This window comes from Flavobacteriales bacterium (assembly GCA_013001705.1).
Taxonomy (GTDB): domain Bacteria; phylum Bacteroidota; class Bacteroidia; order Flavobacteriales_D; family JABDKJ01; genus JABDLZ01.
The window spans coordinates 1-24,279 of sequence record JABDLZ010000305.1 but is presented as its reverse complement, the minus strand read 5'-3'; the positions used below and the strand labels follow the sequence as shown (position 1 = coordinate 24,279).

Genomic DNA, 24,279 nt, shown 5'->3' with positions numbered 1-24,279 from the left:
GCCCGTCTGGAAAGCTAATGCACTTCCTTTCTTTAATTGCCTTACTTTGCTCCACTTAACGCAATCCATGAATAGGTTCTTCGAGCGCATATTCGCCAAAAAGGTACCTGCTACAGGGCTAGCTGTCTTCCGCATCCTCTTCTTCACCAATCTTCTCCTCGAGGTCTTCCATATTTTCACGTACCGGAAGTTGATCTTCGATCGGGTCCCTTTCCTCGAGAGTTCAGAGATCGCATTGACTATCCCGCTGTGTATCTGGATGATCTCCTTGGTCTTCATCGTCTTTGGACTCTTCACACGCTGGGCCACCGTCATCAACTATCTCTTGATCCTGGTCTACATGAGTGATCTGGATATGTTCGAGTATCACATGGACTATGTATACACTGGGTTGAGCCTGATGGTGATTTTCCTACCGATAGACCGAGTGATGTCTTTGGATCGTCTTCGCAGGAAGATCCGGTTCTCTTCATCCAAGCAAGAGTATGAAGAAGAACGTACAGTCAGGGTCTATGCCTACTTCCTTCCTGTTCTATTCGGATTGGGTGTGGTCTACGCGGACTCGGTTCTGTACAAGATCACCTCCCCCATGTGGATGGAAGGCTTAGGTATGTGGTTGCCGGCCTCCATCACACAGATCACCATTTGCAAGGATCAGTTCATTCTGAATCAAGAATGGCTGGTCAGGGGTCTGGGGTATTTGACTGTACTGTTTGAGACGATATTCATCTTCACATTCTGGTTCAAGCCCTTCCGAATCCCGTTTCTTCTTATAGGAATCGGACTGCACATAGGTATATATATAGAGTTCCCTATTCCATACTTTGCTCTGGGTAGTGCATTCATCTACGTACTTATGTTCCCCTTTTCTTGGTGGAGAAGGATCGGTTCGATATTCAATAGGAATTCAGAGTATGAGCCACTGCATTTCTATTACGATGCAGAATGCCCTCTCTGCTTGAGGACCAAATGGATCATCGAATATTTCGATTTCCGTTCACGGGTCGATTTCGTAGCGATACAGTCACTGCCTGATCAGCATGAACTCCTAAAAGAGAATACGAGAGAAGAGCTTTTGGATAGTGTATTCACCCAGTACAAGGGCAATACCTTTGAAGGATTGGCCAGCTATCGAGAGGTATTCAAGCGGGTCCCAGCGTTCTGGATATTCTTGCCTATGGTCTCACTGCCTGGTCTGCAACAGGTCTCGGCAAAGGTCTATCGCTACATCGCTGATGCTCGGGATACCGAGCGGTGTAACGAAGAGAACTGCGGACTACCTCTGCTGCGCTCTCCATATGAGGAAAAGCCGACTAGAATCTTCAGGAATCTGAACAGTGAACAGCTGGAATTCAATCTGCTGAAGTATGGAGTTCTGATCCTTCTCATCTTCCAGATCAATGTCAGTCTATTCTCACCCTACCCGAAGCAATGGACAGAGCAGATGCTCTCTCATCTTCCGGAAAGGATTCAATCCCCGGTCAATAGTTTCCACAATGGGATGGAGGCCTACTCTAGGAAGCTCATTGGCATCACCCGACACCCGGTATTCATGGATGGGCATTTCAATAAGATCAGATCATTTGCGGTAGAATATCAGCAGGGTGATGAACGAATCCTTTTGCCCATGACCAGTGCGGAAGGATTGCCAGGGGAAATGCTCAGTGGAGGGACATTTGTTCACTGGACATTCAGAGTATGCTATTCCCAAGCAGATGATGAGGCCTTGATTGCCGGACTAAAACGCTACACCGCCTACTGGCTGATGTCGACAGGTCGCGGTGTGGAAGGTCAGCAACGCTTCAGGGTCACGACACGCTCAGACCGACCCGTCTTCAAGTGGGAAAAGGATCTACTGACCGAAAACCTCAACCGACCATGGGAGGAGTGGGGTGAAGTGGTCTGGGTAGATGGAGAGTTCGACACAAGCCGACAGAGGGAACTATGAAGATTGCGCTACTTCAATCCAATTATATTCCTTGGAAGGGTTATTTCGATATGATCGATGAGGTGGACCACTTCGTGTTCTATGATGAAGTACAGTACACCAAGAATGACTGGCGCAATAGGAATAAGATCAAAGATGCACATGGTAATACCCAGTGGATCACTATACCTGTTCGGGTTGAAGGGCTATCTCAAAAGGTCAATGAGACACAAGTGGCCAGTGAACTTTGGAGAAAGAAACATCTGAAGACCCTAAAAGCATGCTATGGCCGGGCCGGAGCATTCAAGGAACTCATGCCACTGATAGAGAAATGGTACACCGAAATCGAATCGGACATGTTGAGCGATATCAACAGGCATCTGATATTAGAGGTCTGTAGGTACTTGGACATTGACACTCCCATCACGGAGAGTACGGATTACGCGCTTCAAGGTGATAAACAAGAACGCATACTGGACCTATGTGATAAACTGAATGCAGACATCTATCTCTCTGGCCCATCTGCAAGGACCTATATAGATGTACCTAGATTTCAAAAGCAAGGCATCGAGGTCGAATGGATGGATTATGAAGGATATCCAGAGTATTCCCAAGCAGGGACGCATTTTGAACATGGACTCAGTATCTTAGACCTTATGTTCCATGAGGGAGGGAATTCAAGAAACTTCATTAAACGATCAGCGCAGCAGTGAAGGTCAGCATTGTCACCAGTGTGTATCGTTCACAAGGATTCCTCCGAGAATTCCACAGCCGCACGTGTGAAGTGCTGGATCGTCTCGCAATAGAGGAGGCCGAATTCATCTATGTCATTGATGGTATCACCGATGATTCTATAGCTCTTTTACAATCGCTCAAGGCCGATGACCCACGCATCCGCATCATTGAACTGTCACGGAACTTCGGACATCATAAAGCGATCATGACGGGTATCAGGAAGTCCTCTGGAGACAGGGTATTCATCATCGATTGTGATCTCGAAGAACCACCGGAATTATTGGCCACCTTCTACGAGCACATGGATTCGGAGAATGTGGATGCAGTCTATGGAGTCCAATCAGCACGTAAAGGAGGATGGGGCGAACGGATATTCGGTTCCTTTTTCTATTGGGCCTTCAACAAACTGGCCGATGTTCCCATAGAGAAGAACATACTCATGGCCCGACTGGTATCCCGACCCTATGTGGATGCATTGTCAGAATTCCAAGAAAGGTCTCTCTTCTTGGGTGGAGTATTTGCTTTGGTCGGCTTCGATCAGCGTTCGGTGGAAGTTGAAAAGGGTTCACGTGGAGAGAGCAATTATTCCTTCAGGAAACGACTCAGCCTGATGATCGATGCCATAACCTCATCTACTCACAGACTCTTGGTTTACGTCTTCTATCTAGGGATATTAATGAGCAGTATCAGTTTCATCATCAGTCTGTACTACCTCACCAGTGCTTTATTTCTCAAAGAGTACTTGGGTGGATGGCCCAGTCTGATCCTCTCTATCTGGTTCTTGAGTGGGGTGATCATCTTATGTCTTGGAGTAGTGGGAATGTATATCAGTAAGATGTTCATCGAAATCAAGCAACGCCCGCTCACAGTCATCAAACAAGAGCTATGAGTGCCGAGAGAATACCCAATGAGGAACGTATCATCGGATACTATCAAGAGAAGCTTTCTGAGAGCGGCTTCACTGCCAAAGGAGTGGACTGGAAAGATGAAGAAAGCCAAGAACTGCGGTTCGAAGTGATAAATCGCTACATCGATCTGGACGTATCTCCTTCTGTCTTGGATGTAGGTTGCGGTGCAGGATCATACTATGCCTATTGCAAGTCCTTGGGAAAGGAGATAGCCTATACCGGTCTGGATATCGTGCCAGAGATGACCGAACATGTAAAGGCCACCCATCCTGAGGTCCAGGTCTACCTTGGTCCCATCGATGACTTCACAGAAGCGCATGACTATGTGATCGCTTCAGGCACCTTCAATGCCAGCATTGGTACAGACATGGAAGCATGGGCCTCCTATGTTAAGTCCTCGATATTGAAGATGCACCAACTGGCCAGAAAGGCCGTAATCATCAATCTGATGTCACCCTATGTGGACTATACCTATGAGCGACTCTACTATCCGGATCTCAATGAGCTCACCCGGTTTCTCATTGATAACTGTGGTAGGGATTGGGTCATAGACCATGACTACGAGCTCTACGAATTCACCCTGATGATCCGTAAATCCAAAGGATGAAGAAATTGATCATCATAGGCACCGGTGACTATGCAGAAATGGCCCTTCGCTATATCTCACGGGATGGAGAAGTGGAGGTGGTGGCTTTTACAGTAGAACGTGATTTCTTGTCCAGCGATGATTTTCAAGGTCTACCGGTAGTTCCATTCGAGGATCTGGAAGAGCACTATCCGACCGGAGATCATATTGTCATCGCGGGGATAGGGCCCAATCAGGTCAATACAATTCGAGAGCGCTTGTTCAATGAAGCTGTGGTCAAAGGCTATGAAGCATTCACTTTTATCTCTTCTCGGGCCAATGTATGGTCTGAGGATAGCGTTGGTGAGGGTTCTTTCGTTTTCGATGGAGTGACTATAGAACCCGAAGCTGTCATCGGAAAGAACACAGTTCTCTGGTCCAACGCTGTGGTGGCGCACCATAGCACTATCGGGGACCATTGTTTTCTAGCCCCAGGGGCTTCTGTATCAGGTCGTATCGTTGTCAAGGATAATTGCTTCCTCGGCATCAATTGTACACTCAGGGACAACATCACGGTGGCAGAGAAGTGCATCATAGGTGGGGGAGCAGTCATCAAGAAGGACACCCGAGCAGGGGAGGTGTATTCAGCACGTCCGGCCGATCGACTTGATAAGAACAGTCTCAGCACCAAGGTCTAGCATGCAGATTCCTTTCAACAAGCCCTTCCTTACAGGGAAAGAGACCAAGTACATCGAAGAGGCTGTGGCTTCAGGAATGATCTCGGGCAACGGGACTTTTACCAAGAAATGTCAAGCTTTCTTCGAAAGTACTTTCGGCTTCCGTAAAACGCTCCTTACTACCTCGTGTACCGATGCGCTGGAGATGGCGGCCATCCTGTCAGAGGTGGGGCCAGATGATGAGGTCATCGTTCCGTCATACACCTTTGTGAGTTCAGCAAATCCATTCATCCTTCGTGGAGCTACAGTTGTCTTTGCCGATAGTAAGTCAAGCGAACCCAATGTGAGCGTGGATTCCATACGAGCCTGTATCACCGACCGTACAAAGGTTATAGTAGTGGTCCACTATGCCGGTGTAGCGGTAGATATGGATGCACTGAATGAAGCCGTTGCAGATAAAAAGATATTGATCATCGAGGATGCAGCACAAGCCATTGATAGCACCTACAAGGGAAAGCCTTTAGGGTCTTTAGGGCATCTAGCGGCATTCTCTTTTCATGAGACCAAGAATATCATCTCAGGAGAGGGAGGCCTCTTGGTCATCAATGATGAACGATTCGTCAACAGAGCTGAGATCATCTGGGAAAAAGGGACAGATCGGGCTGCATTTTGGCGAGGTGAGGTCGATAAGTATGGCTGGGTGGATATAGGCTCTTCTTTCTTACCCTCCGAGGTCACAGCAGCATTCCTCTATGCGCAACTGGAGAACATAGAAGAAATCCAGTCTCGCAGAAAGGTACTCTGGGAACGATACCATCAAGGTCTTAAGGAACTCGAGGAGAAAGGTCGGATCAAACTACCCTATCTGCCTGAATATGCCAGTAATAACGGTCATATGTTCTACATCGTAGTACATGATCTCGACACACGTACCGCCTTGATCAGCCATTTGAAATCAGAAGGAATCTATGCCGTTTTCCATTATCTGAGCCTACATAAGAGCACATTTATCCAAAATATCTACCCCGACTATCATCCCGATCTGCCTCAGGCCGATAGATACACCGACTGCTTGATCAGGCTGCCACTCTACTACGAGTTGGATAGGGAATCACAGGAACATGTGATACACTCGGTAGAGTCCTTTTTCAAAGACTGAATCTCGATCCTATATGGGAGATGATGGGGGCTTCAATGACCGATGGAGTCTTCCCGTCAGATAGAAAGATCCCAATACCAAGCTCGGATATGCCAGCAGGAAGAAACGTAGTTCGATGAACTGTAGGACGATACAGAACAGAGCTATCAGGTACCAGGGCATGAATTGGACACGCCAGTCTTTTATGAGGAATAGGGATAACAGACCAAAGCACGTGAACAGATAATAGAAGAGTGACTGCATGAGTTTGAATATCCACTGCCACTCTGAGTAGCACGGACTGTCCTTGGCTATCGGTAGATAGTATGAGCCACTGTGAAATATGAGGTCCTTCACTCGGTCCAGGCTCCCAGTGAGAAGATGGGAGGGATGTGTTTCCTTATAGTGGGAGGTGGTCCGTTCGATGATTCCAGCAATCTTCCGATCCCTTTCTTCTTCCACGGCTTCTCCTCTCGCAATCTGGCTCAGATGCTGGCGTATGGTCAGCAGGGTATCCGATGTGATATAACTATCGGTGTAGAGTTCATCTAATGTGTAAACAGATTCTCGGCCATAGTAGAAGGAGCTTTCGGCCTTCTTATCCCAGTATTCCTGACTTTCACCTTTGGCGGCCATGAATTTTCTGAAAGCCAGTTCTGCTTCAGTAAAGGAATAACCGCTCAGTGCTTCAGTGAATGGAATGACCTTTCCAGTTATAGCGTAGTTACGTCCTCCCCAGACCATGACGAAAAGAAAGAGAGGAGCCCAGAGGGCTATGAGTGACCGCCAGGTCTTTCTCGATGAAAGCGACTTTTCACGCTTGATGATCAGAACAGATACCACCACCGCCAAAATCCCCAAGTAGGGCTTCAGTCCAGTTAGAATTAGGAGAAGGATACCTAGCGCGATTGCTCGGGGTCGGGCTCTACTCAACAGCCAGAATAGGATGATCAGACATGATAAGGCGAGGCTTTCTGGAATCAATTTACATGACCAGAACGTATGGTAAGTCGATACAGTCAATAGGAGTAGCCCAAACCATTGGATCCATTTTCGTTGGACGATTTGTCTTATCAGATCCCAAAGCAGCAATACTGAGATGGCCTCAAGTAGAACTTGCAATAGAACGTAGAGTGAAAGGATGGATTCCTTATTCAGGAACGAATGACCTATGAAATACAGTAGTCCATAGAACGGAGTTCTCCCAGCTATGACCTTTTCCCCATCCAGATTGAGATAGAAGTATTTGCCTTGGGTGGCGAGGTGTTCGAGAGGTTCGAAATATGAACGGGTATCTCCGGCCGTAAGGTAGAAGCCGTCTTGGTCTATCCCTTGTGCGCATAGCGAAAGATGGATGATCATCCCTGCGAGGATCGACTTCACAATGAGGATAACCAGAAATATCTTGATATGGCGCTGGATGAACTGTATCATGCCTATTGGACTGAAGTACTGGAATTTTGATCGCTCAATCCAGCATGGACGCGTGTGTATGCCGCAATAGCGACATCCAGGTCGAGAATCTCCTTGGCCGAGTTCCGGATAGCATTCGGGTCCAGATCCATCAGTTGCTCTATGACCTTCGACAAATCGATAGTCTCTATGTCACTCAGATGTAGTGTGTACAGACCTGTAAGCTGGGTAGATAGTCGATTCAGGTCACCTATCTCGCCATTGCAGATCACAGGACGTCCACTGGCCAGTATCTCTGCTAATTTGGTGGGAGAGGAGGCGGATTTAGAGAAAGAGTCTTTGATGAAAAACACCGAAAGGTGACAAGCGCCAATGAGTTCTGGTACTTCTTCCCGCTCTGCAGAACGACAATGGATGGACGAAGAAGCGACTCCCAGTCGACCTGCTTCGAGATAAAGTTGTTCTGGGTGATCACCGGTGATCACATGCAGTTGTGCATCGGGATAAATCTCTTGTGTGCGCTGGAAGAATTGCACCAATGTAGGGATCAAGTACCACGTACCTAAAGACCCGAGATAGAGGACTTTCAAGGGTTGTAACGGTGGTTTGGTCTGTGCCAATCGGAAGTGTTCGAAATCAGCGCAACATGGTATTACGGTGACCTTTGATCCGGACACATTGAACGTATCCATCAAGATGTTCTTCGCCTTTTCAGTCAGGCTGATGATATGATCGGCCTTCTCAATAAAATTCAGCTCTTTTTTCTTCAGCCTGTTGTAGACCGCTCGGTGGATTGGATTTCGAAGGTTCCAGATTCCACCTTCGATCCGCTCTTCGGGATAGAAACCTCGCATATCGAAGAGTACTTTGACGCCATGGCTTTGGGCAAGCTTCAGAGCGATAGACATGGGAGGGTAGCTGCGCACATGGACGGTCTGGATTCTCTTTTCCCGTACCAGTTGACTAGCAGCCTTTTGCATTCTTCTCAGATCATAGATCGTAGAAAGCAAGGGAGGACGCTTGGTATAGCGGATACTGACCCACGAGATACTGCTGTGAAGCTGTGACTCGACCTCGGTATGGCGAGTAGCATAATGATCGGCTTTGTCCACTGAGATCACCCAGATGAAATGGCCAATTTGGGCCAAGCCATTTATATAAGGGATGATCTGGGATCTACCGAGATTATCGGTCAGTCCGTCATAGGTCAAATAGAGGATATGGGCCATATACTACCTTATGCCTGAATTCCTTCATGAGTAGGAATTGCTGGGTCCGCTTGGTGCGGTATATCTATTTTTGTTCTCAATATGTCATTCTTCGACATCATCGCCACTGTATTCTATTTCATCCTGATCCTCGGAGTAGGTCTGATCGTCAGAGGGAATAAAAGCCAGAATCCGCTCTATCGCAAGTATTTCATGTCAGGTCTGTTCGTGAAGCTGTTCGGTGGACTGGCCTTTGCTCTTGTATATACCTATTACTACACGTACGGTGGAGATACCAAGACCTACTTCCATGACTCATCCTATATGGTCTCCGTTTTTTTGGAATCCCCCTTGGACTACTGGCGCATTATCTGGGCGTCTACTGAGCAAATATTGGCAGATTACTATGAAATACAAGCTCCGCTGAGATATAATATCGGAACTCCAGAATGGTTCACAGTGAAGATTAGTAGTGTAGCCACCCTATTAGGATTGAATAGTTATTTCTCAACGAGTCTGATATTCGCTGGATTGAGTTATACGGGTATCTGGAATTTCTTCAGGCTGCTATGTCGCAGATATCCCAAGGCCCACCGAGAGATCGCATATGCGGTCCTTTTTGTACCCTCTGTCTTTTTCTGGGGTTCCGGGATAATGAAAGACTCAATAGTCATAGGGTTTCTTGGTCATTTGATATACTACGTGGATAGTTTGATTTCCGCAGGAGTGCTGAAGCGAATTGGTTCGAGCATCATTATCATCATCTGTTCGTACATCATATTCGAGATCAAGCCCTATGTATTGATCACTATCATTCCGGCTATCATCATCTGGATCGTGATGAACGTGCGGGACGGAATTCGTAACTGGGTAGTGAGGAGTTTGGTCTTTCCCATGTTGCTTGCTGTGTCGATCTTCGGTATTGCATATTCGGTCACCTTCATCGGTCAGTTCTCGAGTAAGTACAATGTCGATTCCGTATTCAAGACCGCTCAGAGCATGCAATCCTGGCACTATGTTGAAGGCAAGAACACAAGCGATCAACACGGTCGAGGATCGAGCTACTCCTTAGGTGAATATGAACCGGATCTTGCAGGTACGCTGAAAATGTTCATCCCAGCGGTGAACGTGACCTTCTTCAGACCCTACCTCTGGGAAGTCAAGAATGTCGCTATGCTGGCAGCAGCTATTGAGAGCACCGCGATCTTCCTATTCTCCTTCTTCATTTTCTTGGGCTTGGGATTCTTCAGGGTACTGCGCATACTCAATAAAGATGCTTTTCTCCTGATGACACTTTCCTTTGCTATCACTTTTGGATTCGCTGTGGGATTCACCTCGTACAATTTCGGTGCTCTGGTGCGCTATAAGATTCCATGTATACCATTTTACCTGAGCACACTGGTAATTTTGCGTCACAAGGTCAAAGAGTTGAAACAGATGAAAGCGGCTCAGGTCAGAAGGTCTTCTTCCCCCACCAATGCTTCGATCAGTTTGGAGCATTGACTACTTACGGAGTAGTGACTTTCTATGGTCGATCGACCTGACTTGCCTAATGCTTGCCTGCGTTCAGTATCGGTCAAGAGAAGCATCAAAGATGCTTTCCATTCTTCAGGAGTAGAACTGAGTATCCCGTTCCGCCCGTGATCGATCAATTGTTGATTCATACCTACCGGAGAGGCGATAGTAGGTATGCCCAACGACATGTATTGTATGGCCTTGAAGCCACATTTGCCACGTGTCCATTCATTGTCTGGAAGTGGCATGATCCCAATGTCCATCTCGTTCAAGTCCTGTATCTCGCGCTCTTTGTCCCATTGACGGAATTCATAATCGAAGTCGGTAAAAGCTGGGTCGGAATTGCTGATGACCAACATGCGGAATGGAATTTCAGCAGGAACTTCATTCAGAATAGGGAGGATGGAAGCCAAGTGAGGAACGGTACTTATGCTCCCGGTCCAGCCAACGGTCGGTATCTCTGTTAACCCTTTTGAGCCGTTCGGTAGATAATAGGTCTCCGTGTCAACCACAGTGGGTATGACTGTGACCTGCGAATTATATTGTCGTGCAAAGTCCGCCAAGAACTCGTTTCCAGCAATGACTTGATGACTCCATTTGATCAGATATCTCACCTTCCAATAGGACTTGAGCCGATGGAATCGTGCATTGGCCTCTGTGTAATTAGGCAACCAGATAGCATCATCGAAGTCGAATACCAGCCTTTTCCTGAATAAAAACCTAGCGATGAATGCTAGAGTAGGAGGCCCTATGATGGATGCCTCTCGCTGAATCCAAAGACAGTCATATCGATATAGCCGAGTGGTAAGGAGCAATCGCTTGGAGAAGCCCCTGATCAAATGCTTGACCTTGGTCCAGAATTTTCCTGAACGGTATAGGACCTGATAGGCCTCCTCATCGAAAAACGCATGATACTCTACACTATGACCTGCCTTTTTGATAGCGGAGAGATATTGTCCGATACGGAAGCGTTGAGAAGGCCCCTTGTCCAGCGGATATGTCGATACGATGAGAATCCTCAATGCATCTTGCGTTTGGGATTGAAAGCGTCCGAATATACTATGAGGGCATGCATCATGTTGAACTCCTTTCAGCGCCCATGAATCGACTCACTATGTTTCTTAGCGTCACCCAGGTACGTTTCTGCACGAGCACAGGCGGTGAAGAGGCCACACTCTTATGAAGATAGCGCAGTGCTTGGCCGAGCGGATTGCTCGGATTCATGGAAGCATGCAAGGCGATATAGCCATAGGCATTCGATTCGACCCTATGGAATCGATCTCCGAATTGCTCCATGAAAACAGCATCTGACTGTAGGCTTTCCAGCATCAAGAGTTTTCTTCGTTCCAATCGGTCAAAAGGGAAATTGAAGACACTTCTATCATCATGGTGTACCAAGGCATTTGTGACCTGATGGGTATTGGTGATAGGATGTCGAGCCGTCAGGCGCAACCAGAGGTCTAAATCCTCGGATCCCGCCATTTCCCGGTTCTCGTTGAATCTGATATCACGCAAGAGGTCTTTTTTTATGAATATCCCATGACACGCGAGAATATTGCCTTTGTCCACGAGTTCTTCTACTATTCCCTTCTTCGATCTCTCATAGGCCCTCACCAAATGTCCATTCCGATCGATCTCCTCATATGGTTGCCAGAAGAAATCCGATCCGTTCTGGATATTCTGCCGAGCAATTTCCAAGTGCTCTGGATAGATGAGGTCATCAGAATCGAGAAAGGTGATGTATCTGCCTAGACTTTTCTCTATTCCATGATTACGTGCTCGACCGCGTTCTTGATTCTCCTGAAAGAAATACTTGAATCGCTTATCATCTATGGCTCGGATTACTTCAGCTGTATTATCGGTACTACCATCATCTACAATTATGACCTCGTAGTCATCGTAAGTCTGTGCAAGTATCGAATCCAGTGTTGACCCGATGATGTCCCCCCGATTGTAGGTAGGGACGATGATGGAGAACAGTGGCTCAGTGTCCATACAAGGATTCCAGTCGTTGGATGAATGTATCAAGTGCAAAGATCTTTACAGACTCTTTTCCTTGACGACTAAGTTCACTTCGAAGATGTTCATCTTCCAAGAGGCGTTGGATGGCGTCTGATATGGCCTCCTTGTCACAATGGGGAACCACCAAGGCATTGTGCGAATCAGTGATGAACTCTGGTGCCACACCAGATAGTGTGAATACACTTGGTATACCGGCTGCTAGGCCCTCTACATAGGTCTGTCCAAATGCCTCGGATCTCCGGTCTATCGGAGTGTGCAAGAAAATATCGAAGCAGTGATAGAGAGCCTGTATATCATGTTCGAAAGGAATGAGTCTGACATCATCGAGTGCATGCTCCGCAATAAGTCTCTTGACATGGTCCAGATAGGGGCCACGGGCATTGGCGATGACCAGAGTGCATTTGACTCCTTGCTTCTGAAGTCGAGCGATTGCGGGTATGATGTATTGAAAACCTTTCAACTCCAGCATGCGGCTGATGACACCGATACATGTTCTGTCTCCCTCTAATTCCCACTTTGTCTTGAGGGCCAGTATCCGTCTTGCATCCACCTCTTGAAATCCTTTCAGGTCAAAGCCATGCGGGATTCGATGGATCTTTTGGGGGGCTGCTTTCTCATCCTGAGTAAGCACTTCTTCTACGTTCTTTGAAATGGCAACAATGTCGGTGGAAAGTGTGTTGACCAATCGATCATACTTCACAGCATGAGGATGATACTTGTGATTGTAATCCGCTGAGTGTCTGGTGTATATCCTTCGGCTAATGAGCGACAGAAATGACGCACTGATACCGATCAGCTTCGCCTTTCTCATATGACAATGAACGATATGTGGGCGATGGATCAGAAGGTGCCACCAGACCTGTATCCATGCGGATATTAGACCCAAGGAACCGTCTGCATTGATGCGAATGAATGGAACCTGAGTTTCAATCAGATATTTCTCCAGTGCACTCGGACCGGGATTGAGAAGAATGAATCGGAGATGGAATCTTTTGGAATCGAGGTTCTTAACGATCCATTCAAAGGCCAATGATCGGTCGATATCGGATACGATATAGCAGATCCTCTTCATAGCCAACAGTCGAGGAGTGCTTGATGATTCTCATCTATGGTGTGCTCTTCCAAGACCCACTTTCTCCCTGCGCGATGATCGTATCCACCAGCTCTGACCTGATCGATAGCTGTTCTCATTGTATTTTCCAGGTCGTACAAGCTACTTGAGCGTATGGGACATCCTTTTGCTAAATGGGATTCCAGATCAGGCCTGATATAAGTGATGACCTGGCAATTGCACATGAGGGCCTCCAAGGCTTGCAGACCGTACCAGCCGATCAACATCTGGTCTATCACAATATGTGCTTGTCGATAGAGTTGGAATAGACTCTGTCGTGAAAGATTGTACTGGCTATCAGGTCCGAGTTCGTCAGTGTGTGCCGTGTTGATATATCTCACAGGAAGTGTGGTCTCGTCCAAGATATTCTTCATGACAGAATCGATGGCCGCGCTCCCTTTGATCGCAGGGTTGGACGGTGCATGCACTATCAGTATCTCTTCGTCTGACTTTTTCTCCTCGACATCCGGGATCAACTCACCCAGATCCTCAAGGTCGATAAGTACCGGGTAGTATACTGCTTGCGGACAGACGTCCAGTAGGTCGGGTGTTGAGACCAATATGTGATGGGCATATGTTTCAGCATCCTCGATCAATCTCCGCTGCCAGTCCAGACTCTCTGATTTTTCAGGAAGTTGACCCCGGACCAGCCGTTCTTCTTGGTCGAAGACCCGATAAGGGTCCCGGATGTCGCTGCCTACGAAATGCATGGTCAATTCCTTTCCTAACCATTTATAGCATCTGAATTCCCATCTTCTCAAACGCCTATTGAGAAGTGTTTCACCCGAGATGAAGTGAAATTGATCAAAGATGATCAGAGCACGGAAGAATTCCATCAACTTGATGGGCAATCGGGTCCACTTGGGCCGGTGATGGATGTTGTAGGGTCGGTCGTAGGCAGTGCGATGCACACTGCTAGGCACATGGTAATAGACCAGGCTACTGCTCTCCAATCGGTCAGAGAGATGGTCTTTCGCAAATCGCTGAAACTGCTTGATGCGCCACCCTACATCCACCGTACCTAAAAGGAGATGCTTCTTCTTAGCCATGGAAAGAAGTATCAATAATAGATGGCTCTTGTTGCTGGGTAGAAGGCACTACACTTCGATGTGTTTGATGATCTTGGCCGGGACTCCTCCGATTACTACATTGGACGGGAAATCCTTGGTCACTACCGCATTGGACCCTACCGTCACATTATCTCCCAATGTCACTCCTGAGAGTATCGATGCTCCGGAGCCTATCCAGCAGTTCTGACCAATGGAGATGTCCTTCAGGATGATCTTTTCTCTGTCGATCAGATCATGATTGCCGGTATGAATGGTAACGTTATTCGCAAAAATGGTCCCCTCACCAATTCGGATACTGCTTCCTTCGAAGGCCTTTATAAATGCACCTCCAGAGATAGCTAGTGATAACTTGGCCTTTTCCCCCAAGGTCATCTGTTTGATGCCTACCAGTTTGGAGGTGTAGTGCACAGAGTAGGGGACTTCAGCATTCTGCCTGAAAATGCGTTGTACAACAAAGTTGAGAAGTAGGAGTCCGGTGGGTATACTGCAGTAGTAGGGGCGACCCAGGATGCGTCTGTAGAGTATCCGTCTCACTTCTTCAAATATCTCCTTAAGTCAAGTTTCTCCAATACCAAGGGATGGAACATCTTTCGCTTCACAAAGATACCACCTATCAAGGGGAAGTAGAGCAGACCCATGATGATGGATCGAGTCAATGGAGATACATCCAGCGGCCATGTAATGAGATAGGTGAAGCCTATGCAGAGCAATGAGAGCAACATCACTTTGAGGATCTCTGCCGGACGGAATAGTTCTGCAAAGCCTGTCGAAAGGATATCGATCGATTTCCTGGCCTGAAGAATGGCAAGGACAGCAATGGATAGCACAGTAGCGGCCGCTGCACCATAGATGCCCCAGAAGTGTATGAAAACAAGATTGAGAATCACATTCAGGGACAGGGATATTGCGTAGAAATAACTGATAAACCGCGTCTTGGCAGAGGAGACGAGGATGTCCGAATAGTCATTGATCCGGATCAACAAGGTGAGATTGAAAATGGCAAATACCGGCCAACTGGCCTCATAGCTGGAAGAGAACAAGGAGATAACGAGGACCTTGCTGTTGACCAGGAGAAATACGAGGATCGGTACAGTGACCATCGCAGTATTGACGATGGCCAAGCTTTTCAATCTAACGATCTCCGTGAAATTCTTGGAAGAGTATAATTTGGCCACTTCAGGTAGAATGATAGTGGATATACTTGCATAGAGCGTACCTATAAGCGGTATCTCCCAAGCTCCATTGCGGAATTCAGCGTACGCTTCCTGACTCATCAGCGTGCTGATCATCAGGCCATCCATCTTAGTGATGAGTAAGCCCATCACAGCACTCAGCCCAAGAGGCAGCCCGATGCGCAACTGTCCGATACCTAGTTTCCAGGCCCCTTTCATTTTCACGCTCCAGAGAGAATATGAAGTGCCCAGAGTCCATATGAATTGTAACAGCCCTACTGCGACCAGAACGTAGAATACATAGGTCAAAGAGGCGTAGAACTGAATAGCAACGAAGAGCCCGCTCACCTTGATCAAATTGGATATAACAGCAATCTGGGTAGACTCCTTCACTTTGTCGCTGAAGACCAACAGAGAATTGAGAGCGTAGTATGGTATAATGAAAGGACAGGTCCAACAATAGATGCGTATATACTGGACCAGGTCCATGTTACCGAACCAAGCGGCAATCGCCTCTGCTGAGAAATAGATCAGAACGGACAGGAGCACCGAAAGGCCGATGCCTACCATCAGGTTACCACTCACTGTGCGGTCCTTATCCCGTTTCTCATCGGCTAGAAAGACGAATAAGGATTTATTGAATCCGGCCGCTAGGATAGCAATAGCACTGGCTACTACCAGCAAAGTCTGTCCGTAATTGGCATAGTCCACCTTGGTGAGACTACGGGCCAGATAAGGCATCATCAAAAAGCTGATCAAGGCATTGAGACCTTGACCGATAAGTACAGTGATGATTTTTTTAAGGCGCTCCAATCCCTTTGCTAAGGCTTTCAAAGATATTGTATGATAATGAGGGGAATGCGTACAGAAATATTCATATCTCTGTGTATACAACCAATTTGTAGGTATACATTCATACATGAAGGACTCTCTACATTTGGTCAGTTCATAATGAGAATCACTACTGCCCTCATCGTACTGCTACTCTTCTCACTGGACTTCAGGTCACAGATCGATCCAGATGACCTGCCAGGTCTGGTGACTTGGTTGAGAGCGGATAGCGTCAGCCTTTCTGCGGGTGCAGTAGATACCATCTTCGACCTTTCGGCTTCTGGGAATCATGCAGTGGAATCAGACCCTGCCCTCATGCCCCTCTGGATAGAATCCGATCCAGAGATTGCAGGTAATCCAACAGTGCGATTCGATGGAGTGAATGATGGACTTTCTCTGAACACGGCCGTGAACGTAGGTCATGTTTTCTTGGTGGCCGATTATGAAGCCGAGGTCTTTGACGATTTCGATGGGTTGTTGACTGCACAGAGCGGAGGAGCAGGACTGATCATGTTCCAAGGAGATCAAGGATCGACACAGCTCTTTGCAGGAGGATATTTCGGAGCGGATATCCAGAACAATGGGGTGTTCACCAATGATTTCGCTCCCTTGGAGAACTACCATGTCTACGGTGGTAGTAAGGAAGTACCCACTTCCACCACACTAAGGCTGGCAAAGAATAGGAACTTTACCAGTGGTCGATTCTGGCAAGGGGATATCTGTGAATTGATCATCTATGAGGCTCCCTTGACTTCAGAGGAGGAGCAAGGTGTTTTGGATTATATCTATTTGAGATATGGTGCACAAGTGGTCCTACCTGACGATTTGATCATAGAAGAAGGCTTCTGTGACACCTTATTGGCCGCTGCACCAGGGTTCTCATCCTATGATTGGTCCACGGGAAGCGATAGCTCAAGTACACTCATATCGAGTTCAGGTATTTATACCTTGACCGTGCAAGATGTTTTCGGGAGCGAGAGCAGCGATAGTATCGAGGTCTTATACCCCGGCAATTTCATCGACCCTTTCACTCTCTGCGCAGGGAGTGATTCACTCTGGGACACCGGTCTGGATGACCCACAGTATAACTTGACTTGGAATGTTCCCAATTCAGGTCCATCTCTATTGATTCAGGATGGAGGAGACTATCAGGTGCAGGTAGTAGATGGGGAAGGTTGTATATATGAGTCGGACACGGTACAGGTTACCTTGGATACCTATCCCATTACGACCACGCTGGGGCCGGATACTCAGCTCTGCGCGGGAAATGAGATTGCACTCATATCGGGTGCAGATAGCACGGTCTCATATCTGTGGGATGATGCCAGTGAACTGCCCAGCTTGGAAGTGTTGACTAGCGATGAGTATTATGTGGAAGCAACCAACATCAATGCCTGTGTGGCATATGATACCATTCTTGTCACCATCCTAGGTGAGGCTCCGCTAGCGATATTTGGATATTCCAACACCTGTTTCAACGAGCAGGTTCAATTCGTGGATAATTCCATCGCACCGGACGGTGCGGTGATCGATGAGTTCCTGTGGCAATTCGGAGATGGGGGAGAGTCTATACTCGACAATCCTACGTACCAGTATGCCGCGACCGACACCTTCTTAGTCTCACTGTTCATAACCACGGATCAAGGCTGCTCTGATGCCATAGAACAGCAGGTGGTCATCTCGCCTCTTCCTCAGGCAGAATTCAGCAACGGACCACTATGTCATCAACAAGAAGTGCTTTTTGAAGATGTGAGTGTGGTAGAGTCGGGAGTGATTCAGGATATAGAGTGGTTGTTCAATGGGGTTCAGACCTTCACGGGGCCGATCGTATCTTTCATCTATGATGATCCTGGTGATTTCGATATCCGATTGATCGTAGAGACCCAAGCTGGATGTAGAGATACCATCTCTGAAACTCTAACGGTCAATGGTACGCCTACATCGAGTTTTGAGGCAGAGACGGTCTGCTTGGGGAACCCTACAGTGTTCACAGCTGATCCTGATGAGTCATTGAGCGGTCCGGTGAATCAGTTCTTTTGGGATTTCGGTGGGGCTACGAGCATATTTGAAACGACTACCTATACCATCCCGAATACCGGTCCCAATGAGGTTTCGCTGACCGTTACATCGGCTTTGGGTTGTGTTGATGATACGACTGCAGTCGTGTTCGTAGCTGATGATCCTGAGGTAGGTTTCGAGTACGGACTGTCTTGTGTCGATCAACCGGTCCAGTTCGCGGATACGTCTATCCTTTTTCCAGGAGATTCTGTACTCGCGTACACCTGGTTCTTCGCAAACATCGAGGGGTCAACGGATTCTACACCGAGCTACACGTTCGAGAATCCAGGGATCTTCGATGTCTCGCTGAACGTAGAGACCACCGCGGGTTGCGAAGGACAATTTGAGACTCAGATACAGATTGCTCCTTTGCCCATCTCTTCATTTTCGATGATCCCTAACATTGGAAGTCCACCGTTCACACCGGAATTCGAGAACTTCTCAGAAGGTGCATCGGATTATGTCTGGACGCTGGACTTCGGACAGCAGAATTTCGATTCCATTCCTAACCACACCTTCACAGATTCTGGGCTGGTCAATGTGAGCTTGGAAGTATTCAACGAAGCTGGATGCAGCGATATCAGTTCCCAACCCATTTTCCTCACCGAACCACTGGTCGATCTGGTGCTTTTGGATATGGAATACATCATTGTAGAGGATTTCCTCTATCCGATCCTGTCGATACGAAATCTGGGAAACTATGACCTGGAAGAATTCACGATCGAGATCGAATTCACCGAAGGGCCGCTGGTCCAGGAGCAATGGACCGGTCTATTACCTCGGAATGGAGCGATACTCTATACCATGAGTGCCGGGGTCTACTTCGAAGAATCCTTACCCTTCTTCTGTGTACGCCTGATACCGCCCGACCAACGAGTGGATCAAGAGCCTGCCAACAATGAACTCTGCCAAGAGATAGGAACAGTAGGAGAAGAAGTGTACATGATCGGTCCGTATCCCAATCCTGTTTCCGATAAATTGTCTTTCACTTTGATCAATCTGGGGAATCAAGAATTGATGGCCCAGATCGTGGATATGAGTGGTAGGGTGATAGTGGACCGACAATTGACTAACAGTGGTGAGCTCGTACAAGCGTACGAGATGGACCTCTCAGCACTGGATAATGGGAGATATCTATTGCGATTGAATATCGGACTAGAGACCCAAGTGTTCAAACTGCAAGTGCTTGACGATTGATGAGATTGATTTTTGCGACCCATAATGACCATAAGGTCCATGAGGTTCAAGACAAATTAGGAAGGTATTTCGAGGTGGACAGTCTCAGTGATATAGGGTATCACGATGAGATTCCTGAGACTTCAGAAACTTTGCGAGGCAATGCCGTTCAGAAAGCCCGTACGGTATATGACCGTTTCCAATCACCCTGTTTCTCAGACGATACCGGGCTGGTCATTGACGCCCTGGGAGGAAAGCCTGGAGTTTACTCGGCACGCTATGCCGGAGCAGGAAAGAATGCAGACGCTAACATCGATAAGGTGCTATTGGAGTTGGAAGGCGTAGTGGATCGGAAAGCGCGATTCATCACCTATATCGCACTGATGATCAAGCAAGAGGTGTATGTGTTCGAGGGTCGGGTAGAAGGCAAGATCACCTATGAACGCAGAGGGGATTCTGGATTCGGATACGATCCGATATTCATTCCGGATGGACATACGAAGAGCTTCGCCCAGATGACTCTCGAAGAGAAGAATCAGATCAGTCACAGGGCCCTGGCCATGGAGAAATTCATCTACTTCCTCCACAAATTGCTCTGAGGTCAGTACTGACAGGCTCTTGCCGTAACTGTCCTTGATTCGAAACATACTCTGTTTCAGTTTACACTTTCAGGGTAAAATCCTACATTTGCAGCCCAATTTTTAGAAACGAATAATCTCTATATCATGACAAACCGATATGAGATTGTCTTCATTTTAACTCCCGTTTTGTCTGAGCAGCAGGCAAAGGAGACAGTCAAGAGCTACACAAGTATGCTCAAGTCGGCCGGTTCTACCCAAGTCCACAAAGAGGACTGGGGGCTGCGCAAACTGGCCTATCCGATTCAGAAGAAGTCCACCGGCTTCTATTTCCTCATCGAGCACGAAAGTGATCCCGCATTCATCGAGAAGCTGGAACTGGCTTTCAAAAGAGATGAGAAAGTACTCAGATTCCTCACAGTCAAGATGGATCACCACCATGTGACCTATGCTGAGAGTAGAAGGAATCGTGAATCACAACCTCAAAACGCTTAAGTCATGGCAGATAAAGGAGACATCAGATATCTCGCTCCCATTGAGATCGAGACCAAGAAAGAGAAGTACTGCAGATTCAGGAAGAATCGGATCAAGTTCATCGATTACAAGGATCCTGACTACTTGATGATGCTCATCAATGAGCAAGGGAAGATCCTTCCACGTAGATTGACCGGTACCTCACAGAAGTATCAAAGAAAAGTGGCGCAGGCCATCAAAAGGGCAAGGCATCTCGCCTTACTGCCTTACGTGGCGGACCAATTGAAGTAATCCTATAACCCTAGCAATCATGGAAGTGATACTGAAAAAAGACCTTGACCGACTAGGTTCGGCCAATGAGATCGTCACAGTGAAGGATGGGTACGGTAGGAATTACCTTATCCCACGTGGGCTGGCAGTCCTAGCGACTGAATCAGCTAAGAAAGTCCACGCTGAGAATCAGAAACAACAAGCACACAAAGCAGCCAAGATCAAAGAGGATGCAGAAGCCATCGCTGAGAAGATGTCTTCGGTCAAGCTACAGGTAGGTGCTAAAGCTGGAGAGAAAGGAAAAATCTTCGGTTCTGTCAATACCATCCAGATCTCTGAAGCCTTGGAGAAAGAAGGATACGATATCGACAGAAGGAACATCACCATCGTGGATGAACCTATCAAAGAACTCGGAAGCTATAAGGCTACCGTCAAACTGCACAAAGAAGTCGCGGTAGAAGTAGACTTCGAAGTAGTGGCAGAGTAGATCGCTCTGACGCTTCAGGATTTCAGACCTCTCCAGTTTTGGGGAGGTCTTTTTTTTTACTCACTCAGCAATAACCTCTTAGAGCGTAGACAACACCTCCGACAGCTTCCTTCAGAATGATCTGCCATTCTATCATCACTTGGATGGAAGGGATCACATAGTAACTCCAGCTTTTGGGCTCATCATCATAGATGAAATCCACCGCATAGGGGATGACCTCAAGTCCTTGCTTTTCAAAACAGGCTTTGGCTCGAGGCATGTGGAATGCTGAAGTGATCAGCACTACCGGCTCGGTACTTGGCCCGATGATCTCTCGACTCATCAGTGCATTTTGATAGGTATTCCATGATCTGTCCTCTATGATCAATCGTTCCGCATCCACACCCATTCTGACCAGCATATCATAGGTCAGTCTAGCCTCGTTCTGATGAGCTCGACCATACTCATGCACGCCACTGGATAGAATGAGTTCTTGTATCTGACCTCCTTCGAGCAGTTCAATGGCGGTGGTCAATCGATCAGCCGCTCTGAACAGTTCGAGCGCATCGCTTTGGCTATTATGTTCACCATATCCACCGAGCAATACTCCGTATCGGTAGCGCTCTTTACTCAGATCGATAGGCTCAGCTTCGAGTCTGTATACGACTTGATCGAATAGAAATGCGTTTCCGAAGATCACGAATAGAGCCAATGCGATGACACGCAAGCGTTTCCTTCTGATCCTGGATCGAGAATAGAAGGAGAGGATGATGATGATCAATAGCCAGGTGGTGGGCTGGATCAGGAAAAGCAGGGCCTTGGAGAGGGTGTAGAACATTTGATAGCTTTGGCCTGCCAATTTAAGCACTTGATATGCGCAGCAGGCCATTGGTGTATCTCACATATGGGGATGTCGATTCCCCGGTCTTCACCTCTCAGGTCATCGGCTTCTGCCAGTTCCTCCAAGAACACATGGAGATTCCGACCCGGGTCGTAGCCTTCGTTCCGCTCAGATTGTATTTCCAGCAAAAGGAACTTCTGAAGCGCTATGCCATGAATATCAAGGTGTTACCTGTCGTGAATCGATGGCAGGACCGCCAGTGGTACAGTCGGTTGAATGCTTGGTTACTGGCTCGGATAGAAGCTGACTCGGTCATGACCCGCAACCCGGTAGCGGTGCACTTATGCATGGCTCTTCAAAAGAGAGGTTGGAAATTCTTCTATGATGCCCGTGGATGTCATTACAAAGAACTGGAGGAATTCTCAGATGCTTCACCCCAGACCATACAACGGATGCGTACGATCGAGGCCTTGAGTTGGAAGAAGGCAGATTGGGTCTACGCGGTCTCTCAGAGCTTGGTGGATTATTTCAAGAACGAGAACCGATACCGAGACCATAATCACTCGGTCGTGCCTTGTTGTCATGTGCCAGCCGAAGTCTTGACTACCCATAGTAAAGAATCGCTCTTCGGAAATAGTGAGGTCAAGGTCTTCTGCTACGCTGGTTCTTTGAGTGTATGGAACTTCCCGCGGAGTTTTGTGGAACTCACACGCAAGATACTCCAGCATCCAGAGAATCGTCTGATCATCCTTAGTCGGCAGTTGGATGCGCTCGAGAGTTTTCCTCAATTCTCTTCAGATAGATGTATTAAACGCACTGTTCCGTCAAGTGAGGTTTCCTCTTACCTGTCGATCAGCGACTATGGGATCCTACTCAGAAAGAAGGCGGTCACCAATCAAGTAGCCTCTCCGAGCAAGTTTGCCGATTATGTAGCAAATGGATGCAAGATCATCATCAGTCCGGATATCGGTGACCTCTCAGAGATGGTCCAGCAGCACGATCTGGGACTGGTCTATCGCGGGAAGAAGGACAATGACTTGATCACAATCCTTCCTCCAGTCACAGAAGAACAAAGGGAGAAGGCTCGTGAATTTGCGCAAGAAAGATTGATGCGTAAAAGCGAATTCAATCGGGTGAAGTATCGGAACCTCAAAATGATCCATGATGGCCAGACCAACTGAAGTGGCTATAGTGGCATTTGGTCTGGAACACTGCAAACGTGGGGTAGAAGCACATGCCCGTATGCTCTTTGAGAAGCTGAAACTCGAGCCAGGTATCAGTGTCAGCTTGATCAAAGGAAGTGGGAAGCGCAGGAAGGATGAAGTAGTTCTGAGCGTTCCCAAGCGGCATACCTGGTTGAATCGTTTCTTAGGGAAACTCCGAGGCTATAATATCTATTGGGAACAAGTATTCTTCATGATCAGATTGTTCTTCTATCTCGTGCAGAACGCTAGAGAACTGGACTATATCTACACGCAGGAATACGTGCACATGGTAGGCTTGGGTAGATTGAAAAAAGTCTTTGGATGGAGCTATGATCTGGTCTACTGTGAGGGATTCGTCTCTAAGAGTGAGACCAGATTGATACATGCGGATATCCTGCAAGAGGTCAATAAGACCAATTTCGATTACATCTGTCCGAAGGCGGAATCTGTGGGAAAACCCTGTCACTTGATCCCCCACTTCTTTGACCCCATCTGGGAGGATTCAAGGCAAGACGCACCGATTCTGAACGAGATACAATACTTCAAAGGGGATAAACGCATGCTTCTCTATGTAGGCCCTACGGAATTGGAAGAGAAGAACTTTGAGCGTATAGAAGAAGCAGTCCAGAATCTAGGAGACGGATGGTGCTTGCTCGTGTGCGGGGATATGGACCCTGAAAGATTGGAGCGCATGAATAAAGAGACGGGCTGTATGACCAAGTCGGTCTACGTTGCGCATGACATCATGCAGCGCATCTACCCGATGGCCGACCTCTTCGTTTTACCCTCGGTCGATGAGGCCTTCGGAATTGCCACAATAGAGGCCATGGGTCACGGGATTCCAGTTCTGCTCCATCATTCAGCACATAGTCTTTGGCTCTGCAATGACACCGAGCAGTGTACAGATATGACACGCCCC

23 protein-coding genes are annotated in these 24,279 nt (G+C 47.5%); 14 read left to right on the top strand and 9 right to left on the bottom strand.

Annotation, left to right across the window (positions count from 1 at the left end):
- The first annotated feature begins 67 nt into the window (after positions 1–67).
- Genes HKN79_12310 through rffA form a run of 6 tightly spaced genes read left to right on the top strand, consistent with a single transcriptional unit; the run spans position 68 to position 5,971 of the window.
- A complete protein-coding gene (locus HKN79_12310) occupies positions 68–1,948 on the top strand; it encodes a DUF393 domain-containing protein (protein ID NNC84352.1) in 1,881 nt (626 codons plus the stop codon).
- Positions 1,945–2,640, top strand: a complete 696-nt coding sequence (locus tag HKN79_12305) for a WbqC family protein (protein ID NNC84351.1) — start codon at positions 1,945–1,947, stop codon at positions 2,638–2,640. Before HKN79_12310 ends, HKN79_12305 begins: the two co-directional genes overlap by 4 nt.
- Complete coding sequence (locus tag HKN79_12300) at positions 2,637–3,551, top strand: glycosyltransferase family 2 protein (protein NNC84350.1); 915 nt, start codon at positions 2,637–2,639, stop codon at positions 3,549–3,551. Before HKN79_12305 ends, HKN79_12300 begins: the two co-directional genes overlap by 4 nt.
- The gene (locus HKN79_12295) at positions 3,548–4,177 is read left to right on the top strand and encodes a class I SAM-dependent methyltransferase (GenBank protein NNC84349.1); all 630 of its coding nucleotides are present in this window, start codon (positions 3,548–3,550) and stop codon (positions 4,175–4,177) included. Before HKN79_12300 ends, HKN79_12295 begins: the two co-directional genes overlap by 4 nt.
- The gene (locus HKN79_12290) at positions 4,174–4,833 is read left to right on the top strand and encodes an acetyltransferase (protein NNC84348.1); all 660 of its coding nucleotides are present in this window, start codon (positions 4,174–4,176) and stop codon (positions 4,831–4,833) included. The genes HKN79_12295 and HKN79_12290 overlap by 4 nt, the downstream gene beginning before the upstream one ends.
- A gap of 1 nt (position 4,834) precedes the next feature.
- Positions 4,835–5,971 carry a dTDP-4-amino-4,6-dideoxygalactose transaminase gene (rffA, locus tag HKN79_12285; GenBank protein ID NNC84347.1) on the top strand — a complete coding sequence of 379 codons (1,137 nt, stop codon included), beginning with the start codon at positions 4,835–4,837 and terminating at the stop codon, positions 5,969–5,971.
- A gap of 9 nt (positions 5,972–5,980) precedes the next feature.
- On the opposite strand, the gene HKN79_12280 is transcribed toward rffA, so the two are convergent.
- Together HKN79_12280 and HKN79_12275 are read right to left on the bottom strand one after the other, a co-directional pair.
- Positions 5,981–7,384 (bottom strand): hypothetical protein, encoded by a 1,404-nt coding sequence (locus tag HKN79_12280; protein ID NNC84346.1) that lies wholly within the window; start codon positions 7,382–7,384, stop codon positions 5,981–5,983.
- 2 nt (positions 7,385–7,386) lie between these two features.
- Positions 7,387–8,592, bottom strand: a complete 1,206-nt coding sequence (locus HKN79_12275) for a glycosyltransferase (protein NNC84345.1) — start codon at positions 8,590–8,592, stop codon at positions 7,387–7,389.
- 81 nt (positions 8,593–8,673) lie between these two features.
- On the opposite strand from HKN79_12275, the gene HKN79_12270 reads away from it, so the two are divergent.
- Positions 8,674–10,074, top strand: coding sequence for a hypothetical protein (locus HKN79_12270; protein NNC84344.1), 1,401 nt, complete (start codon positions 8,674–8,676; stop codon positions 10,072–10,074).
- Here the strand turns inward: HKN79_12270 and HKN79_12265 are convergent.
- From HKN79_12265 to HKN79_12240, 6 genes are read right to left on the bottom strand one after another with little or no spacing between them, the layout of a single operon-like run.
- On the bottom strand, positions 10,020–11,108 hold the full coding sequence (locus tag HKN79_12265; protein ID NNC84343.1) for a glycosyltransferase family 4 protein: 1,089 nt from the start codon (positions 11,106–11,108) through the stop codon (positions 10,020–10,022). The genes HKN79_12270 and HKN79_12265 overlap by 55 nt on opposite strands.
- 52 nt (positions 11,109–11,160) lie before the next feature.
- Entirely contained in the window at positions 11,161–12,081 is a 921-nt protein-coding gene (locus tag HKN79_12260) for a glycosyltransferase family 2 protein (GenBank protein NNC84342.1), read from the bottom strand.
- A complete protein-coding gene (locus HKN79_12255) occupies positions 12,071–13,180 on the bottom strand; it encodes a glycosyltransferase family 4 protein (protein NNC84341.1) in 1,110 nt (369 codons plus the stop codon). Before HKN79_12255 ends, HKN79_12260 begins: the two co-directional genes overlap by 11 nt.
- Entirely contained in the window at positions 13,177–14,268 is a 1,092-nt protein-coding gene (locus tag HKN79_12250; GenBank protein NNC84340.1) for a hypothetical protein, read from the bottom strand. The genes HKN79_12255 and HKN79_12250 overlap by 4 nt, the downstream gene beginning before the upstream one ends.
- A gap of 48 nt (positions 14,269–14,316) precedes the next feature.
- The gene (locus HKN79_12245; GenBank protein ID NNC84339.1) at positions 14,317–14,823 is read right to left on the bottom strand and encodes an acyltransferase; all 507 of its coding nucleotides are present in this window, start codon (positions 14,821–14,823) and stop codon (positions 14,317–14,319) included.
- The gene (locus HKN79_12240; protein NNC84338.1) at positions 14,820–16,295 is read right to left on the bottom strand and encodes a polysaccharide biosynthesis protein; all 1,476 of its coding nucleotides are present in this window, start codon (positions 16,293–16,295) and stop codon (positions 14,820–14,822) included. Before HKN79_12240 ends, HKN79_12245 begins: the two co-directional genes overlap by 4 nt.
- A gap of 117 nt (positions 16,296–16,412) precedes the next feature.
- On the opposite strand from HKN79_12240, the gene HKN79_12235 reads away from it, so the two are divergent.
- The 5 genes from HKN79_12235 (at position 16,413) to HKN79_12215 (ending at position 21,335) form a co-directional block, all read left to right on the top strand.
- Positions 16,413–19,547 (top strand): PKD domain-containing protein, encoded by a 3,135-nt coding sequence (locus HKN79_12235; GenBank protein ID NNC84337.1) that lies wholly within the window; start codon positions 16,413–16,415, stop codon positions 19,545–19,547.
- Complete coding sequence (gene rdgB / locus HKN79_12230; GenBank protein ID NNC84336.1) at positions 19,547–20,125, top strand: RdgB/HAM1 family non-canonical purine NTP pyrophosphatase; 579 nt, start codon at positions 19,547–19,549, stop codon at positions 20,123–20,125. The genes HKN79_12235 and rdgB overlap by 1 nt, the downstream gene beginning before the upstream one ends.
- Positions 20,126–20,251: 126 nt before the next feature.
- Positions 20,252–20,599, top strand: a complete 348-nt coding sequence (locus tag HKN79_12225) for a 30S ribosomal protein S6 (protein NNC84335.1) — start codon at positions 20,252–20,254, stop codon at positions 20,597–20,599.
- A 3-nt stretch (positions 20,600–20,602) separates the two neighbouring features.
- Positions 20,603–20,869, top strand: coding sequence for a 30S ribosomal protein S18 (locus tag HKN79_12220; protein ID NNC84334.1), 267 nt, complete (start codon positions 20,603–20,605; stop codon positions 20,867–20,869).
- A gap of 19 nt (positions 20,870–20,888) precedes the next feature.
- The gene (locus tag HKN79_12215; protein ID NNC84333.1) at positions 20,889–21,335 is read left to right on the top strand and encodes a 50S ribosomal protein L9; all 447 of its coding nucleotides are present in this window, start codon (positions 20,889–20,891) and stop codon (positions 21,333–21,335) included.
- A gap of 64 nt (positions 21,336–21,399) precedes the next feature.
- On the opposite strand, the gene HKN79_12210 is transcribed toward HKN79_12215, so the two are convergent.
- The gene (locus tag HKN79_12210) at positions 21,400–22,152 is read right to left on the bottom strand and encodes a YdcF family protein (GenBank protein NNC84332.1); all 753 of its coding nucleotides are present in this window, start codon (positions 22,150–22,152) and stop codon (positions 21,400–21,402) included.
- 35 nt (positions 22,153–22,187) lie between these two features.
- Here HKN79_12210 and HKN79_12205 point away from each other — a divergent pair, with 35 nt between their 5' ends.
- Positions 22,188–23,336 (top strand): hypothetical protein, encoded by a 1,149-nt coding sequence (locus tag HKN79_12205; GenBank protein ID NNC84331.1) that lies wholly within the window; start codon positions 22,188–22,190, stop codon positions 23,334–23,336.
- Positions 23,317–24,279 (top strand): glycosyltransferase family 4 protein (locus HKN79_12200; GenBank protein NNC84330.1); only part of this gene is annotated, 963 nt, incomplete at its 3' end. The genes HKN79_12205 and HKN79_12200, both read left to right, overlap by 20 nt.